The 16948-nt window shown below is 69.8% G+C and carries 9 protein-coding genes; 5 read left to right on the top strand and 4 right to left on the bottom strand.

What is annotated here, in order from left to right:
• The first annotated feature begins 55 nt into the window (after positions 1 to 55).
• From AC07M8_RS13425 to AC07M8_RS13415, 3 genes are all read left to right on the top strand, one after another.
• Positions 56 to 781, top strand: coding sequence for a 2OG-Fe(II) oxygenase (locus tag AC07M8_RS13425; RefSeq protein WP_495174828.1), 726 nt, complete (start codon positions 56 to 58; stop codon positions 779 to 781).
• The gene (locus tag AC07M8_RS13420; RefSeq protein ID WP_495174827.1) at positions 778 to 1509 is read left to right on the top strand and encodes a 2OG-Fe(II) oxygenase; all 732 of its coding nucleotides are present in this window, start codon (positions 778 to 780) and stop codon (positions 1507 to 1509) included. Before AC07M8_RS13425 ends, AC07M8_RS13420 begins: the two co-directional genes overlap by 4 nt.
• 97 nt (positions 1510 to 1606) lie before the next feature.
• Positions 1607 to 3394 (top strand): DUF885 domain-containing protein, encoded by a 1788-nt coding sequence (locus AC07M8_RS13415; RefSeq protein WP_495174826.1) that lies wholly within the window; start codon positions 1607 to 1609, stop codon positions 3392 to 3394.
• A gap of 290 nt (positions 3395 to 3684) precedes the next feature.
• On the opposite strand, the gene AC07M8_RS13410 is transcribed toward AC07M8_RS13415, so the two are convergent.
• Genes AC07M8_RS13410 through AC07M8_RS13395 form a run of 4 tightly spaced genes read right to left on the bottom strand, consistent with a single transcriptional unit; the run spans position 3685 to position 13066 of the window.
• The gene (locus AC07M8_RS13410; protein ID WP_495174825.1) at positions 3685 to 5607 is read right to left on the bottom strand and encodes an alpha-L-fucosidase; all 1923 of its coding nucleotides are present in this window, start codon (positions 5605 to 5607) and stop codon (positions 3685 to 3687) included.
• A 12-nt stretch (positions 5608 to 5619) separates the two neighbouring features.
• Positions 5620 to 8154, bottom strand: coding sequence for a glycoside hydrolase family 3 C-terminal domain-containing protein (locus tag AC07M8_RS13405; RefSeq protein WP_495174824.1), 2535 nt, complete (start codon positions 8152 to 8154; stop codon positions 5620 to 5622).
• Positions 8151 to 10724, bottom strand: coding sequence for a beta-mannosidase (locus AC07M8_RS13400; protein WP_495174823.1), 2574 nt, complete (start codon positions 10722 to 10724; stop codon positions 8151 to 8153). The genes AC07M8_RS13405 and AC07M8_RS13400 overlap by 4 nt, the downstream gene beginning before the upstream one ends.
• Complete coding sequence (locus AC07M8_RS13395; protein WP_495174822.1) at positions 10724 to 13066, bottom strand: beta-N-acetylhexosaminidase; 2343 nt, start codon at positions 13064 to 13066, stop codon at positions 10724 to 10726. The genes AC07M8_RS13400 and AC07M8_RS13395 overlap by 1 nt, the downstream gene beginning before the upstream one ends.
• A 200-nt stretch (positions 13067 to 13266) precedes the next feature.
• On the opposite strand from AC07M8_RS13395, the gene AC07M8_RS13390 reads away from it, so the two are divergent.
• A complete protein-coding gene (locus AC07M8_RS13390) occupies positions 13267 to 14004 on the top strand; it encodes a GntR family transcriptional regulator (protein WP_267393723.1) in 738 nt (245 codons plus the stop codon).
• 36 nt (positions 14005 to 14040) lie between these two features.
• Positions 14041 to 16947 carry a beta-galactosidase GalA gene (gene galA / locus AC07M8_RS13385; protein WP_495174821.1) on the top strand — a complete coding sequence of 969 codons (2907 nt, stop codon included), beginning with the start codon at positions 14041 to 14043 and terminating at the stop codon, positions 16945 to 16947.
• The last annotated feature ends 1 nt before the right edge of the window (position 16948 follow it).

Below are 16948 nucleotides of genomic sequence, written 5' to 3'. Positions count from 1 at the left end.
CCGATCCGTTACCCCTGCCGCTCCAGACCAGCCGATACGGGACCTTGCGCCACGGATGCTGCCGCTCTTCGATCTTAATCCGGCGTTGGACACCGCAAGTCTGGCGGCGGCGTTCGCGCGGGAGTCGCGGCTCCAGGTCCGGGACGTGCTGACCGCGCCATCCGCGGATGTCCTCGCCGAGGTGCTGGCGCGGCAGACGCCCTATGGCGTGGCGTTTCGCGCGCCCGGCGCCGCGCCGCAATCCGTGCGCGCCGCGGAGGTGCGAGCCTGGCCCCAGGCGCAACACGCGCACCTGTGGCATTCGGTAGCGGCCGGCGTCGGCCGTGGCGAATATGGCTTCATCTACCGCCAATATCCGATGCTCGACGCGTATAAGGGTGCCTGGGCGCCCGGCCACCCGCTCGATCTGGTGCTCGAACACATCAACGCCGCGCCGTTTCTCGATCTGGTGCGGGCGATCACCGGTCTGCCGGAACTGATCAAGGCCGATGCGCAGGCAACGCTGTTCGGGCCCAGCCACTTCCTTAGCGTCCACGACGATCGCGGCGACGACGAGGCGCGCCGGGTGGCCTATGTGCTGAGCTTCGCGCGCGATTGGCGGCCGGACTGGGGCGGCTATCTGTTGTTCCTCGACGACGACGACGATGTTGTCGCCGGGCTGAAGCCGCGGTTCAACACGCTCAACCTGTTCTCGGTGCCGCAGCGCCACAACGTCAGCTTCGTCGCGCCGTTCGCGCCCGTCGGCCGCTACGCCATCACCGGCTGGTTCCGCGACCGATGACGACGCTCGGCGAACTGCGGCTCAACCCGTCGCTCGATGGCGCGGCGCTGGCCCGGCGCTTCGCCGCCGACGGGCGCGTCCGGATCGAGGGCTTCCTAGCCGACGATCTCGCCGCCCGGATCCATGCCTATCTGCGCGGCCATGACGGCTGGCGGCAGGTGCTCAACAGTGGCGACGCGGTGTTCGAGCTCGATCGCGCAACCCGCGCGAGCATGCCGGCCGAGCAGCGCGCGGCGCTCGACGACGCCGTCCACGCCGGTGCGCGCAACGGCTTCCAATATCGCTACGAGACGCTGCGGCTGCGCGAGGGGGCAGGCGAGGGCGGTGACGGCGACCCGGTGTTGTCGCCGCTGGTGCGCTGGATGTCGGGCGGCGCGGTGCGTGATCTGCTCCGCACCGTCACCGGCCGCGCCGACATCGCCTTCGCCGATGGCCAGGCGACCGCCTATGCACCAGGTGATTTCCTCACCGCGCATACCGACGAGGTGGCCGGCAAAGCGCGTCGCGCCGCTTATGTGTTCGGTCTCAACCCTGCCTGGCGACCCGAATGGGGCGGCCTGCTGCTGTTTCACGGCGATGGCCAGACGGTGTCGGGCGTGGCGCCAGGGTTCAACACGCTCGATCTGTTCGCAGTGCCGCAGGTGCACAGCGTATCGATGGTAACGCAGGCCACCCCGGTGCGGCGCTATGCAATCACCGGTTGGCTGCGCGCGGCAGGGCAGGGCTGAACGCAAACGGGCTTGTCACCGGCCGGGCGATGCGGCCTAATCGCCCCATCGTGATCCTAGCGCGTCACGTCTCCCGCATCGTCCTAAGGAGCTTCCCTTGCGTTCCATCCGTCTTGCGCTCGGCGCCGCCCTGCTCGCGGTCCCGGCATCCTTGATTCCTGCGCCGCTGCTCGCCACCGATCGCCCGCAGCCCGCTGCGTCGGGCTTCGCGGCTTTGTCGGCGCGCTACATCGATGGCCTGGCGCGGCTCAATCCGTCGTCGGCCACCTCGCTCGGCGATCATCGCTTCGATGCGCAAGTGACCGACATGTCCGCCGCCGGCCGCGCCGCGCGGCTCGCTTTTTCGCGGGCAATGCTCGCCGACCTCGGGCGGGTCGACCGCAGCCGGCTGTCGCGCGAGGAGCAGGTCGATGCCGCCTTGCTCGACAATGCGCTGCGCTACGACATCTGGGACAGCGAACAGCTCGGCGGCTGGGCCTGGGATCCGCAGGTCTACAACGACATTGCCGGCGGCTCGCTCTACTCGCTCGCCGCGCGCGACTATGCGCCATGGCGCCAGCGGCTGCTCGCCGCGATCCCGCGGATGGAGGCGATCCCCAAGCTGCTCGCCCAGGCCCGCGCCAATCTCGTGCCGGCGCACGTTCCCGCGATCTACGCCACCACCGTCGCCAAGCAGAACAGCGGCATCGTCGACATCGCGGTGTCGATGCTCGCGCCGCATCGTGCCGAGCTGACGCCGGCCGATGCCAAGCGCTTCGATGCCGCGCTGGCGACGCTCAAGGCCGGAGTCGCCACCCACCAGGCCTGGCTCGACGGTACGCTGGTGCCCGCCGCCAAGGGCGATTTCAGGCTCGGCGCCGCCCGCTACGATCGCAAGCTCGCCTTCGCGCTGCAGTCCGATCTCACCCGGCCCGAGATCAAGCGCCGCGCCGAGGCCGCGATCGTCGATACCCGCGCCACCATGTATGGCCTTGCTCGCCAGGTGCTCGCCGGCAAGGCCGGTGCGCCGCCGCTGCCCGACCGGCCGAGCGAGGCGCAGCAGCAGGCGGCGATCGAGCTGGCGCTGGAACTCACCTATGCCAAGCATCCGGCGCGTGACGGCGTGATCGCCGACGCCACCAAGGCACTGGACAATGCGACGCGGTTCGTGCGCGCCAAGGGTCTGGTCGGCGTGCCTGACAGCCCGGTGAAGATCATCACCATGCCCAAGTTCCAGCAGGGCGTCGCGGTCGCTTACTGCGACTCGCCGGGCCCTCTCGAGAAGAACCTCGGCACCTTCTTCGCGGTGTCGCCGATCCCCGACGACTGGACCGAGGCGCAGGCGACCTCGTTCCTGCGCGAATACAACGGCTACATGATCCACGATCTGGCGGTGCACGAGGCGATGCCCGGCCATTATCTCCAGCTCGCCCACGCCAACGCCAACCAGTCAACGCTGCGCGCGGTGCTCGGCTCGGGGCCCTTCGTCGAAGGCTGGGCGGTCTATGCCGAGGGGATGATGGCAGACGAGGGCTATCTCGACGCCGATCCGCTGTTCAAGCTTACCGTGCTGAAGATGCGGCTGCGCTCGATCAGCAACTCGCTGCTCGATATCGGCATTCATACCGAAGGCATGACCCGCGAGCAGGCGATGCAGCTGATGACCCACACCGCCTTCCAGCAGGAGCGCGAGGCCGCCGGCAAATGGGTCCGCGCTTCGCTGGGCTCCACCCAGCTGCTGAGCTATTTCACCGGCTATGCCGAGCATATGGCGCTGCGCGACGAGGTCCGCCGCCAGCAGGGCGCGGCGTTCGACCTGCGCCGCTACAATGACGCCGTCATCAACCACGGCTCGCCCCCGGTCCGCTACGTCCGCGAGCTGATGCTGGATCTGCCGATCGAATAAGGAGGGAGGGGGCTAGTCCGCACCCCCAATATCCTCCTTCTTCCGTCATGCTGAACTCGTTTCAGCATCCATGGCCCATCAACCGCCGCGAGCCAGGCGGCGAGGCGCGGGCCATGGATCCTGAACCAAGTTCAGGATGACGAAGGGCGGCGGCGCCGGGTGTCCCTCACGCCGTCATTGCAGCGAAAGCTGGGATTTCGCGGAGGCGAGGCAGGAAAGGAGCCGCTCGATACTCCAGCCTTCGCTCGAGTGACGACCCCCTCCCGCATCTGGTTACTCGCTCCGTCGCGTTACCGCGCCGCGGTGAACGCCCCGACCCCCGCGATTGCCAGCTTGGCCGCCGGCACGGCGGTCTGCGCGAAGGTGAAGCGCAGGAACCGCGCCTGGTGCGGCGCGGTGAAGCTGATCCGCTGCGTCGACAGCGCATAGGCGATGTTGGAGAGCTCGCCGGCCGCCGCCGGCACCCAGCTCTGGCCGTCGGTGCTCACCGCGACGTCATAGCCCTTGGGCGGGGCGGAGCCCGCGGCCGCGGTGCGCGACGGCGTGATGCTGATCCCGGCGACCATTGTGGCCGTGCCGAGATCGACCGTCACGCGTGCCGGTGCTCCCGGCGTCGGCGCGGGCACCCGCCAGACGGTGCTGGCATTGTCGTCGAGCAGCGCCTCGGCGCCCGGTGCGGTTGCCGAGACGATGTTCCACTGCGCACTGGAGAGCACGGTCGAATCCGCCGCCGCGGCGAGGATCACCGGCTTGGGCGCGACCTGGCGAAACAGCGCCATCTCGCTGATCGCCGGGCACACCGGCGCCTCGAGGATGCGCAGCCGCACCCGCCGCGCCGCGACCGGCTGCGGCAGCCGGATCAGCCGCTGGTTGCCGATGCCCTGATGCGCGGCGACCTGCTGCCACTGGCCGCCAACCTCGACGTCGACCGCGAACCGCGTCACCCGCACCCCGAGCGGCAGATATTCGCGCAGGCGGATGAGATCGAAGCGGCGCCCCGGCGGCAGGTCGAGCGTCAGGCTCGGCGTGGTGACGCCGTCGGGTGTCGACCAATAGCTCGTCGGATCGCCGTCGAGCACCTTGGCGGCGGCGAAGCCCGGCCCGCGCACCGCGCTCGCTGCGGCGATGCCGCCCGCGGCGAGGTTGGTCGCATAGGTCGCGCGCTGGGCGTCGCCAAACGAGGTCAGGCTGGCGACGTCGCCATCGCCGAGCCGGCCGCGCCGGTCGGGCGGCAGGTTGAGGTTGAGATTGGTGCCGCGGCCGATCGACTCGTCGTGCAGCCGCAGCAGCCGCTCGGGCGTCTTCACCTTGGCGTCCTCGTCGGCGTGGTGGAACCAGCCGGGGCGGATCGAGACGTCGGTCTCGGCCGGCCACCACAGGTCGCCGCCGCGTACCCCGGCATTGCCCTCGGCCTGGACATAGGGGTGGTTGGGCATCGTCGGCCAGCACGGATCGCCGGCGACGCCATCCTCATTGCCCACCCAGCGCACATCGGCGCCGAGCGGATCGAAGGTGCAGGCCATCGGCTGGTGCTGGTGAACCAGCGCGATGATCGAGGGCCAGTTGTAATAGCGCGGCGCATCGATCTTCCGCGTCTCGCGCGCGCCGCCATAATAGCCGTCGCCGCCATTGGCGCCGTCGAACCAGAATTCGAACAAGGTGCCGTAGCGGGTGCAGAGCTCGACCACCTGCTTGCGGTAATAATCCACATAGGCGGGCCGGCCGTAGTCGGCGTGGTTGCGGTCCCAGGGCGACAGGTAGAGGCCGAAGTCGAGCCCCGCGCGCCGCGTCGCGCGCTCCATCTCGCCGACCACGTCGCCCTTGCCCCCCTTATAGGGGCTGTTGCGGATGCAATGCTCGGTGAGCAGCGTCGGCCACAGGCAGAAGCCGTCATGGTGCTTGGCGGTGAGGATGATGCCTTTCAAGCCACCGGCCTTGGCGGCGGCGACGATCTGGTCGGGGGCGAAATCGGTCGGGTTGAACAGCGCCGGGCTCTCGTCGCCAAACCCCCATTCGCGATCGGTGAAGGTGTTGATCGAGAAATGGACGAAGGCATATTGCTCGCGGGCATGCCAGGCGAGCTGGCGCGGCGACGGCGTCGCGCCCCACGGCCGCGGCGGCGCCGCGCCGGTGAGGGCTACGGCAGGGGTAGCGGCGGCACCGCCGACGGCGAGGCCGGAAGCGATCAGCAGGCGGCGCGAAATCTCGGTCATGATCGTCTCCAGTTACTTCGGCAGGTCGACCGCGGTGCCGGTGACGGCGAGGTCGATCCACTGGCCCGGCGCATCGCCCGGCTGGCCGCCGCCGATGAACAGGCGATAGGCGCCCGGCACCACCCGGCGGCTGCCGTCGCGCGCCACCAGGCTCATCGCCCGCGCGTCGATGTCGAAGCTGACGGTGGCGGATGTGCCCGGCGTGAGGCTCACCCGGCGGAAGCCGGCGAGCTGGCGCTGGAGCATCGGCGTGGTCAACCCGCCGGGCGGGCCGGCCGGCGGCACCAGATAGGCCTGCACCACCTCGTCGCCGGCGCGCGCCCCGGTGTTGCGCACCGTCGCGTGGACATTGAGCGTCTGCCCCGCGACCACGCTCGTCGCCGCGGGCGCAGCGTAGCCGAAGCTGGTATAGCTCAGTCCATGGCCGAACGGCCACAGCGGCGTGCCGGTGAAATAGCGGTAGGTCCGCTCCTTCATGCCATAGTCGACGAACCCCGGCAGGTCGGTGGTCGAGGCGTAGAAGGTCACCGGCAGCCGGCCCGAAGGGTTGTTCAGCCCTGCCAGCGTCTCGGCGATCGCGGTGCCGCCGGCCTCGCCCGGATACCAGGCGGTGAGGATCGCATCGGCGGAGGCCGGATCGATCGCCACCGCGCTGCCGCTGGTGAGCACGATCACCAGCGGCTTGCCGGTCGCCTTGAGCGCGCTGAGCAGCCGCTGCTGGGCGTGGGGGAGGGCGATGTCGGTGCGATCGCCTCCGGCGAACCCGGGCACGCTCACCTTGAGCGCCTCGCCCTCGAGATCGGGCGACAGCCCGACCACCGCGACGATCACGTCCGCCTGCCGCGCCGCGTCGAGCGCCTGCGCGAGCAGCGGCTGTTCGGGCGGCAGCCACAACAGGCGAATGCCCTCGTCCTCGCTGACGTGATCGAGCTCGAGCCGGAACGGCACCGCGCGGCCATCGCTCGCGAACGGCAGCTCGACGCGCCCGCCCTTCACCTCGCCGGCCATCAGCGGCTTGCCGTCGATCCACAGCCGCACCGCATCGTGACGCGTGCAATCCTTCCAGCACGCCGGCACATCAACCGCGAGCCGATAGTCGCCCGCGCCCGGCGGCACCAACTGCCCGCTCCAGCGCACGCCGAACGTCGGCCCCAGCCCCGCGGGGCTCGCCCGGTTGTAATCGGCATCGATCCGCGTCTCGCGGCGGGTGAAGGCGGGGGTGCCCTCGCCGGCACCCCCACGGAAATACTCCGCGCGCAAGCCATCCGCCCCGAACGCCGTCTCCGGCACCACCACCGGCGCGCCATCGGCGAGCACCGAGCCTTGCGCATAGCGCACGTTGCCGGCGCCGAATTGCGCCCGGATCCCGGCGAGCGGCGTCACCGGCGCGACGGCGGTGCCGTGGTAATTGGCCTGGAGCACGCCAAGATCGTCGGCATCGGCGCCGATCACCGCGATCCGGCTGCCGGCCTTGAGCGGCAACCGCGCCGCATCGTTCTTGAGCAGCACGATCGCTTTCCGTGCCGCCTCCAGCGCCAGCGCGCGGTGCGCCGGCGTGTCGACTTCGCTGGGCTTGATCTTGCCCCAAGGATTGGCCGCATCGAACAGCGTGCCGAGCGCGCGCCGCGCCGCCAGGCTGCGGGCAAGCGAGGCATCGAGCGTCGCCTCGTCGACCAGCCCCGCGCGCACCGCCGCCGGCAGCCCCGCATAGGTGGTGCCGCAGTTGATGTCGGTCCCGGCCTTGATCGCCGCCGCCGCCGCGGCCGGCGCCTCGAGCCGATAATGATGGAATTGGTAGATGTTGCCCACCGCATCGCAGTCCGAGACGGTGAAGCCGGTGAACCCCCAGTCACCGCGCAGTCGCTCGGTCATCAGCGGCGCCGAGGCGCAGGCCGGCGTGCCGTGAATCGAATTATAGGCGCACATCAGCGAGCGCGCCTTGCCCTCGGTGATCGCGGCGCGGAACGCCGGCAGATAAGTCGCCTCCAGGTCCTGCGGGCTCGGATCGACGTCGAAGCTGTCGCGCCCCGCCTCGGGGCCGCTGTGGACCACGAAATGCTTGGGCGTCGCGATCACCTTGGGGTGCGCCGGATCAGGGCCCTGCAGCCCGGTGACGAACGCCACCCCGAGCCGCGCGGTGAGATAGGGATCCTCGCCATAGGTTTCCTGGCCGCGGCCCCAGCGCGGATCGCGGAAGATGTTGATGTTGGGCGACCAGATCGTCAGCCCTTGGTAGATCCGCCGGTCGGCCTTGAGGCCGCGCGCGTTGAACTTGGCGCGCGCCTCGGTGGAGACGACGTCGCCGATGCGGTGGACGAGGTCGATGTCCCAGGTCGCCGCCATGCCGATCGCCTGCGGGAAGACAGTGGCGTGGCCGTCGCGCGCCAGCCCGTGCAAGCCCTCGTTCCACCAGTCATAGGCGGGCAGCCCGGCCTTGGCGTCGGCGGGCGCGCTGCTCTGCAGCTGCGCCGCTTTCTGCTCGAGCGACATGGTCGCGATCGTCGCGGCGACGGGGTCGGCCGCGGAGGCGAGCAACAGCCAGATCATCGTGCGAGCGTCCTCACGGTCAGCGCCTTGGCGAGCCGGGCGGGCGACGCCTTGGCGGCGACGTCGATCGTCACGCTCTCGCCGGGCAGCAGGTCGAAGCCATTGTCGGACGGCTGCGCCGCGACGCTGCCGAAATCGAGCATCACCGCGCGCGCCAGATGGCCGGCGGTGATCGTCACCTGGCGGCCGTGCCACCGGGCCGCGAGCTGCGGCGCCGGATAGGCCATGTCCTTGGGCAGCCGGCGCTCGACGAGCGTGCGGCTGGTGACCTTGCCGTCGATCACCAGCTCGGCGACGCCATAGCTCGCCGCGGCATCGGCGCCCGCGAACAGCGCGTCGTCGGCGACGCTCGCCACCTCGGTCGCTGCGAGCGGCGGCAGCGTCACCGCCTCGTCGCGGGTCGAGAGCTGGCGACCGCCCATGTCATAGCCGGTCAGCCGCCAATGCGCCGCGGTCGGCGTGGTCGCGTCGGAAACGAGCACCACCCGTGTCGCCGCGCCGCGATGCTCGGCGACGATCGCCTCGGGGGCGAAGAAGCGCCGGGCTGCATAATGGAGCAGCTTCCACTGGCCGTTGTAATCGATGCTCGCCCAGCTGATCGACGGCCACACGTCGTTGATCTGCCAGTAGAGCGAGCCCATCGTCACCGGCCGGCAGGCGCGATGGTGCGAGGCGCCGAGCGTGATCGCCTGCGCCTGGTTGACCTGGGTCAGATACACCATGTCGGCGAAGTCGCGCGCCGGCCGCAGCCGCTCGGCGAGATACATCTGCAATCGCTCGTTGCCCGCGCCGGCGAGGAACTTCTGGTGCGCCTTCATCACCGGGCTCTCCGCGGTGAGCGCGCCCGGCCCGGCAAAGCCGCGGATCGTCGACATGTTCGGCATCGACTGGAAGCCGAATTCGGACATGAAGCGCGGGCAGCTGTCGAGATAATTCTCCACCGGCTTGGAGCCGGACCAGACGTCCCAGAAATGCCGGTCGCCATTGGCGTCGGTATCGGTCGGCGCCTCGTAATTGGCGGAAGGGGATCCCGGCCAATAGGGCGTGCCCGGCGAGCGGGTCAGCACCGCATCGCGCAGCACCTGGTTGAACAGCACCGCCATGCCGGTGCCGATCCGCTCCTGCTCGTCGGGGCCCACCGCCTTCTTCCACGCCTTGCGGTCGGACCAATTCTCCCAGCCGGACAGCACTTCGTTGTTGCCCGCCCACAGCACGATCGAGGGATGCGATTGCAGCCGGCTCACCTGCTCGTCGGCCTCGATCCGCACGTTCTCGCGATAGGCTGCATCGGGCGGCGTCACCGAGCCGCCGAACATGAAGTCCTGCCACACCATCAGTCCCATCCGGTCGGCGAGATCGTAGAAGGCGTCGTCGAGATAATAGCCGCCGCCCCACACGCGGATCATGTTCATGTTGGCGTCGCGCGCGCCCTGCAGGATCGAGCGCATCCGCTCCGGCGTCACCCGCGCCGGGAACATGTCGAACGGGATCAGGTTCGCGCCCTTGGCGAAGATCGGCGTGCCGTTGACGCGGAAGCCGAAGCCGCCGCCATCGCGCATCAGCTCCACCGTGCGCAGCCCGATCGTGCGGCTAGCGCTATCGTCCGCGCCCAGCGCCGCGTCGACGCGGTACAGCGGCTGTGCGCCATAGCCCACCGGCTGCCAGCGCTGCGGATCGGCGATGGTCAGCGGGATCGAGAAGGCATTGTGCCCGGCGGCGAGAGTCACCGCCTGCTCGACGGTGATCGCCTGCCCGGCCGGCGTCGTCACCGTGGCGCGAACGGTGGTGCGCACCGCGGCATCGGCGACCACGTCGAGCTTGGCGCTGAGCCGCGCCTCGGCCTGGTTGAGCGCATCCTGCTCGACGCGGAAGCTGTCGATCCGCGCCTCGTCCCACGCCTCGAGCCGCACCGGCCGCCACAGCCCGCTGCTGACGATGCGGGGTCCCCAGTCCCAGCCGTAATGATATTTCGGCTTGCGGATATAGGGCGAGGTCTGCTTGCCCTTGGGCTCGTCGCCGAAGAAAGATTCATACTCGCCGGGTAGTGGGTTTGGGTTGTTGAGCACCAAAGGCTGAAGCGTGCGGATCGGCGAGGCGATCGTCACCACCAGCTCGTTGCGCCCGGCATGCAGCGCCGGCTTGGCCGCGATCCGCCAGCGGCGATGGGCATTGTCGGTCTTGAGCAGCAGCTGGCCGTTGAGGCTGACGGTGGCAAAGGTGTCGATGCCGTCGAACACCAGGTCGAGGTGATCGCGCGCCAGCATCGCCGGCGTCACCTCGATGGTGCGGCGATATTGCCAGCCGGCGAGCCCCGCCCATTGGATCGCGCCCTCGTTGGTGCCCTGATAGGGATCGGGCACGCGCTTGGCGGCGATCAGGTCCTGCTGGACGCTGCCGGGCACGGTCGCGCGCAGCCATTGTGCCTCGCGGCGATGCGCGGCGATCGCGGTGCCGTCGGCGGGGTCGATCCGCACCTGCCAGCCATCGTTCAGCGGCAGGCTGGTCTTGGGGGCCGCCAGCGCCGGCATGGCGGCCGACAGCAGCAGCGGGGCAATCAGCCAGTGTCGCATCAATGGCGCTCCGTAAGCTGGACGCGTCCGACCGCGTAAAAGGGATCGGACAGGGGGGAGGTGAATTGCAGGCACAGGTCGTGATCGCCGGCGAGCGTGGGCAGCGTGCCGGTGAAGCGCAGCTGCGCCGGCGCGGTGGCGGGATCGGGCAGCGGGAAGCTCGCGGCGATCACCGGCTTGGCCTGCGCGTTCGTGCCAACCGCGCCGCCGTTGGCCGCGGTGCAGCCGATCAGCACCAGCAGCTCGCCGTGCGGGGTGACGGAATAATGGTCGCGCACCTGGGTGAAATCATGCGCCAGGCCCCAGTTGCGCGCCACCCGCGCCACGTCGATCGTGAAGCCGCCGGCGACGTCGAGCGGCGCCGCGGGATACACCGAGCAGGTGTTGAACAGGTTGATGTTGTACACCGGCGCGTTGCCGGTCGCATCCGCGGTCACCGGCACCCGCAACCCGAAGCCCTCGCCGGGGCAGGCGGCGAGCTCGGAGGTGCTTCGCGCCAGCAGCGCCGCGCGGCCGGTGTCGAACTGCCGCGGCGTCGCGGTGGCGAAGCCATCCTTGCCGAACGCGGCGGCGCTGATCGTCGTGCCGGGCGTCAGCGTCAGCGGGGCCGCATAAGCGGCGGAGCGCGTGGTCGGCGCCGTGCCGTCGAGCGTGTAGCGGATCGCGCCGTACGGCGCCTGGGTGGCGAGCGTCACCGTCACCTGGCCGGTGCGCAACGCGTCGCCGCGGCTGCCCTGCACCGTATAGCCGACCGCGAAGGCGCTGTCGGCGACCTCGATGCCGGCGGTACGCCAGCGCACCATCTGCGGCTGCAGCCGGTCGACGAAGCTTGAAAAGTCGCGCTTGTCCTTGCCGGACCAGGTGATCTCCGCGATCGCCGCGGCGCGCGGGAACAGCGCATGCTGCATCTGATAGGGCGTGACGATATATTCGCTCCACGCATTGCCCTGGGCGCCGAGCACATGGCCGGCCTTGGCGGGGTCGATCCCCGCCGGCATCGGCTCATAGGCATAGATGTTGGCGAGCGGCTGCAACCCGCCCAGCCGCCCCGGCGGCTCGTCGCCGCGGTCGCTCTGCATGTTGTCGAGATACAGCAACGGGGCAGGGGAAAGGACGACGTCGTGGCCGCTGTTGGCCGCGTCCACCGCGCCCTTCTCGCCGCGCCACGACATCACCGAGGCAGATGGCGGCAGGCCACCCTCGAGGATCTCGTCCCAGCCGATCAGCCGCCGGCCCTTGGCGGCGAGATAGCTGCCGAACTGGTCGATCATCCAGCTCTGCAGGCCGTTCTCGTCCTTGAGGCCGAGCGTCTTGATCTGCGCCTGCACCTCGGGGCTGCGCTCCCACTGGTCCTTCACCGCCTCGTCGCCACCGAGGTGGATGTAGGTGCCGGGAAACACCGCCATCAGCTCGTCGAGCACCTGCTTGACGAAGGCGATGCCTCCCGGGCCGGGGTTGAAGAGGTACGGGTTGACGCCCCAGTCGTGCGACACCGCCGGCGTGTCGCCGAGCACGCCCAATTCGGGATAGGCGGCGACTAGCGCCTGAGCGTGGCCCGGCAGGTCGACCTCGGGAACGATGGTGATGCCGCGCGCCGCCGCATAGGCGACCAGCTCCTTCAGCGCCGCCTGGGTGTAGAAACCGCCCACCTTTGCGCCCGGCGCGCCACCGGTGGAGGGCGGTGTCCGCCATCCGCCCACCTCGGTGAGCTTGGGATAGCGCTTCACCTCGAACCGCCAGCCCTGGTCGTCGGTAAGATGGAGATGGAGCGTGTTGAGCTTCACCGCCGCCATCTGGTCGACGATCCGGTATAGCGACGGCAGCGGCTGGTAATGGCGCGCGGTGTCCACCATCAGCCCGCGCCAGGCGAAGCGCGGCGCATCGACGATGGTGGTCGCGGCGATCCGCACCGGCTTGCCGAAGGCGCGGTCGGGGCTGATCAGCTGCGCTAGCGTCATCGCGCCATAGACCAGCCCGGCATCGCCCGATGCGGCGATGCGCACGCCATGGCTGTCGACGGTCAGCCGATAGGCTTCCGCGCCGGTGATCGCCGGATCGCGGATGAAGCGGATGGCGCCTTCACTCGTGCTCGCCGCCAGGGTCAACCCACGCTCGACGTTAACGTGCTCGATCAGCAACTTGGCAGCCGCTGCTGCGCCCTGGTCTGCGCTATCGGCGCTAACCTTGGTGCCGCTGGCGATGGTGAAGCTGCCGGCCGCGGGGGTTGCCGAGAGCGGCATCGGCACCAGCGGCAGCGGATCCGCCGTCGCCGTTGCCGCAGCCGGCAGCAACAGCCATGCCGCCGCCGTCATCGCGCTTCGCCGCCGCATCATCCGCCCCATCACCAACTCCCTGCCGCAGCGCTCGCCGGAGTGTAACCAATATAGGTCCAGGCACAAGCAGGCCACGTGCTCTATGCGCGAGGTTAGTGAAGTCAGCCCGGGTTTGCCGTGGCCGGTGCAGACCAGTTGCCGATACAGATTGCTTTGGCTACCCTGTCGGGCCGTGTGTCCGGGAGGGGCAGCGGAGCTAAGGAGAGACCATGGCGTTTTCCGATGACATCGGTCGCTTCCGTGACGGCAATCCATCCCCGCTCTACCTCCAGCTCCAGCAGCTGATCCGCGACGCCATCGGCAGCGACATCCTCACCCAGGGCAACGCCATCCCCGCCGAGCGCGACCTCGCGGTGGAGTATGACATCTCGCGGATCACCGTGCGCAAGGCGATCGGCGGGCTGGTCGAGGAAGGCCTGCTGACGCGCCGGCGCGGCGCGGGCACGTTTGTCGCCGGCCGGGTCGAGAAGAGCTTCTCCAAGCTGTCGTCCTTTTCCGAGGACATGGCGGCGCGCGGCCGCACGGCGAGCAGCAACTGGATTTCGCGCGCGGCGGGGCAGGTCAATCCGGAGGAGGCGATGTCGCTCGGCCTGTCGCCCGGCGCCCCGGTGTTCCGCTTCCAGCGCATCCGCTTTGCCGACGACGAACCGATGGCGCTCGAATTCTCCACCATCGCCGGCTATTGCCTGCCCTCGGTCGAGGTGGTCGGCGACTCGCTCTATGCCGCGCTCGAAAAGGCGGGCAGCCGCCCGGCGCGGGCGCTGCAGCGGCTGCGCGCGGTGCCGTTCGGCAGCGAGCATGCGCGGATGCTCGGCGTCGACGCCGGCCACGCCGGGCTGCTGATCGAGCGCCGCGGCTTCCTGCGCGACGGCCGCGCCGCCGAGTTCACCCGTTCCTACTATCGTGGCGACGCCTATGACTTCGTCGCCGAGCTCGCGGACCTCTAGTCGCGCGTCAGCCCCCGTATCCCCCGGAGTACCAGCATGAACCGTCGGCAGCTTCTCCTGGGCAGCGCCAGCGCTGGCGCGCTGCTCGCGGTGGGCGAGCCGGCAGTGGCGGCGCCCCGGCTGGACGGAGAGGCGGGCGCGCTGCCGATGCCGCGCCCCACCACGACGCTGCCGCCGCCGCTTCCCATCCAGGATCCCTCGCGCACGCTGATCGAGCGCGGCTGGCTGTTCCACGAGGGCGACATCGTTGCGCCGATGCCCGATGGCCACAACGCCACCTATCTCAGCGTCAAGGCCGGCAACGCCCAGGGCGCCGCGGCAATGGCGTTCGACGACTCCGACTGGCAGCCGGTGCGGCTGCCGCACGATTGGGCCTCCGCGCAGCCGTTCGTCCAGACCGCCAACGTCTCGCAAGGCTATCGCCCGCGCGGCATCGGCTGGTACCGCCGCACGCTGCTGCTGGACGCTGCCGACCGCGGCAAGACCATTCTCCTCCAGTTCGACGGCATCGCCAGCAACGCGACGATCTGGGTCAACGGCAGCGTCGTCGCGCACAATTGGTCGGCCTATAACAGCGTCTCGGTGGACCTCACACCCTTCGCCCGCTTCGGCGACGACGCCAATGTCATCGCGATCCGCGTCGATGCGAGCGTGATGGAGGGCTGGTGGTATGAGGGCGCCGGCCTGTACCGCCACGCCTGGCTGATCCGCCGCGCGGCGGTCGCGATCGTCACCGACGGGGTCCATTGCGATCCGCGGCGGGCGGGCGACGGCCACTGGCAGGTGCCCGTCGCGGTGACGATCGGCAGCACCGATCATCAGCCGGCCACCGTCACGCTCGAGGCGACGCTGCTCGATCCCGATGGCCGGACGGTGGCGAGCGGCCGGGCAACGGCCACGGTTGCCCCGCTCGAGCAAGCCGATGCAGCGCTGACGCTGGACCTGCCGCTTGCGCCGACGCGCTGGTCGGTCGACGCGCCGACGCTCTACACGGTGGTGACGCGGCTGGTCCGCGACGGCGCCGCGGTGGACGAGCGGCGCATCCCGATCGGCTTTCGCACCCTCCGCTTTGACGCCAACCAAGGCTTCTTCCTTAACGACGAGCATGTGAAGCCGAAGGGCGTGTGCCTGCACCAGGATCATGCCGGCGTCGGGACCGCGATCCCCGATGCGCTGATCGAATGGCGGCTGGAGCGGCTGAAGGCGATGGGCTGCAACGCGATCCGCTGCACGCACAACGCCCCCGCGGCGGAGTTCCTCGACCTGTGCGACCGGATGGGCTTCCTCGTCATGGACGAGAACCGCCTGTTCGATCCTGCGCCTGATTATATGGTCCAGCTCGACTGGATGGTCCGCCGCGATCGCAATCATCCGAGCGTGATCCTCTGGTCGGTGTTCAACGAAGAGCCGATGCAGGGCACCGAGGCCGGCGTCGAGATGCTCCGGCGCATGGCGCATACCGTCCATGCGCTCGACGACAGCCGTCCGGTCACCGGCGCGATGAACGGCGCCTTCTTCGATCCCGTCAACGTCTCGAGCGTGCTCGATGTGGTCGGCTTCAATTACTATCAGGGCGATTACGACCGCTTTCACGCGCTCAACCCCACCAAGCCGATGACCAGCTCGGAGGATACCAGCGCCTATGAGACCCGCGGCGTCTTCGCCGACGACGCCAAGGCGCATCGGCTCACCTCCTACGACACCGAGGCGGCAAGCTGGGGCGATACTCATCGCAAGAGCTGGAAAGCGATCGCCGATCGGCCGTTCATCGCCGGCGGCTTCGTGTGGACGGGGTTCGACTATCACGGTGAGCCGACCCCCTTCAACGAGTGGCCGACGATCTCGAGCTTCTTCGGGATCATGGACCTGTGCGGCTTTCCCAAGACGGCGTTTGATATCCATCGCGCGCAATGGCTGGATAGCGAGCCGGTGGTGAGCCTCGCGCCGCACTGGACCTGGCCCGGTCGCGAGGGCGAGCCGATCGAGATCCTGGTGATGAGCAACGCCGAGCGGGTGCTGCTCCGTCTCAACGGCAGGACGCTTGGCGAACAACCGGTCGACCGGCTGATGGGCAACAGCTGGCACGTGCCCTATGCGCCGGGGCGGATCGAGGTGCTGGCGATGCGCGGCGGCAAGGTGGTCGCGCAGGCGGCCCATGAAACCACCGGGCCGGCGGTGGCCCTGCGCCTCACCCCGGCGCGCACCGTCATGGCGGGGGACGGCGAGGACGCCCAGCCGATCACCATCGACGCGGTCGATGCAAAAGGGCGCCATGTCCCCACCGTCAACCTGATGACCCGCTTCAGCGTCGATGGCGCCGCGATCATCGGCGTCGGTAACGGCGATCCCAACAGCCACGAGCCCGAGAAGGGCAACAGCCGCTCGCTGTTCAACGGACTCGCGCAGGTCATCGTCCAGGCGGGGACAGGCCGCGGGCGCATCACCGTGCGTGCCGAGGCCGATGGGTTGAGGCCGGCGCGGCTGGTGATCGATCGCGCCGCCATCGCGCCGCGCGCGCAGGTCGCCGCGACGATGCCGACGATCGCGATCCGCGACTGGCGGCGGTCACCGGCGCTGGCCGTGCGTCCCACGCCGAGCCTGGCGCCGGCCGATGGCGACAACAACAGCTGGGCGTTCGTTCGCAGCGGCACGCTGGTGCCGCCCGACCCTGCCGGCGCCTGGCGGGTCTATCAGGCGACCGTGACGCCGTGGCGGCGGATTGCCCAGCAAGGCGGCACCCTCCACTTTGCCGGCATCGCCGGCCGTGCCGAGCTGTGGGTGGATGGCGCCCGGCTCGCGACCAAGGCCGAGGCGGCGACCGGGCCGATCGAGGCGCGGCTACCCGCCGGCCCGGGCGCGCGCCGGGTGGTGCTGATCGTCGAAGCGGCGGCGGCCGCCCCCTCCGGCATTGCCGGAGCGGTATCGCTCACCGCCGACGGCTGAA

Source organism: Sphingomonas sp. GW821-FHT09E03 (assembly GCF_059416225.1).
Note: the sequence above shows the minus strand (reverse complement) of the source record. Positions and strands in the feature narration are given on the sequence as shown.

Coding starts and splice junctions, on each gene's coding strand:
- AC07M8_RS13425 (WP_495174828.1), top strand. CDS start 56: ATGCTGCCGCTCTTCGATCTTAATCCGGCGTTGGACACCGCAAGTCTG.
- AC07M8_RS13420 (WP_495174827.1), top strand. CDS start 778: ATGACGACGCTCGGCGAACTGCGGCTCAACCCGTCGCTCGATGGCGCG.
- AC07M8_RS13410 (WP_495174825.1), bottom strand. CDS start 5,607: ATGACCGAGATTTCGCGCCGCCTGCTGATCGCTTCCGGCCTCGCCGTC.
- AC07M8_RS13405 (WP_495174824.1), bottom strand. CDS start 8,154: ATGATCTGGCTGTTGCTCGCCTCCGCGGCCGACCCCGTCGCCGCGACG.
- AC07M8_RS13400 (WP_495174823.1), bottom strand. CDS start 10,724: ATGCGACACTGGCTGATTGCCCCGCTGCTGCTGTCGGCCGCCATGCCG.
- AC07M8_RS13395 (WP_495174822.1), bottom strand. CDS start 13,066: ATGGGGCGGATGATGCGGCGGCGAAGCGCGATGACGGCGGCGGCATGG.
- AC07M8_RS13390 (WP_267393723.1), top strand. CDS start 13,267: ATGGCGTTTTCCGATGACATCGGTCGCTTCCGTGACGGCAATCCATCC.
- galA (WP_495174821.1), top strand. CDS start 14,041: ATGAACCGTCGGCAGCTTCTCCTGGGCAGCGCCAGCGCTGGCGCGCTG.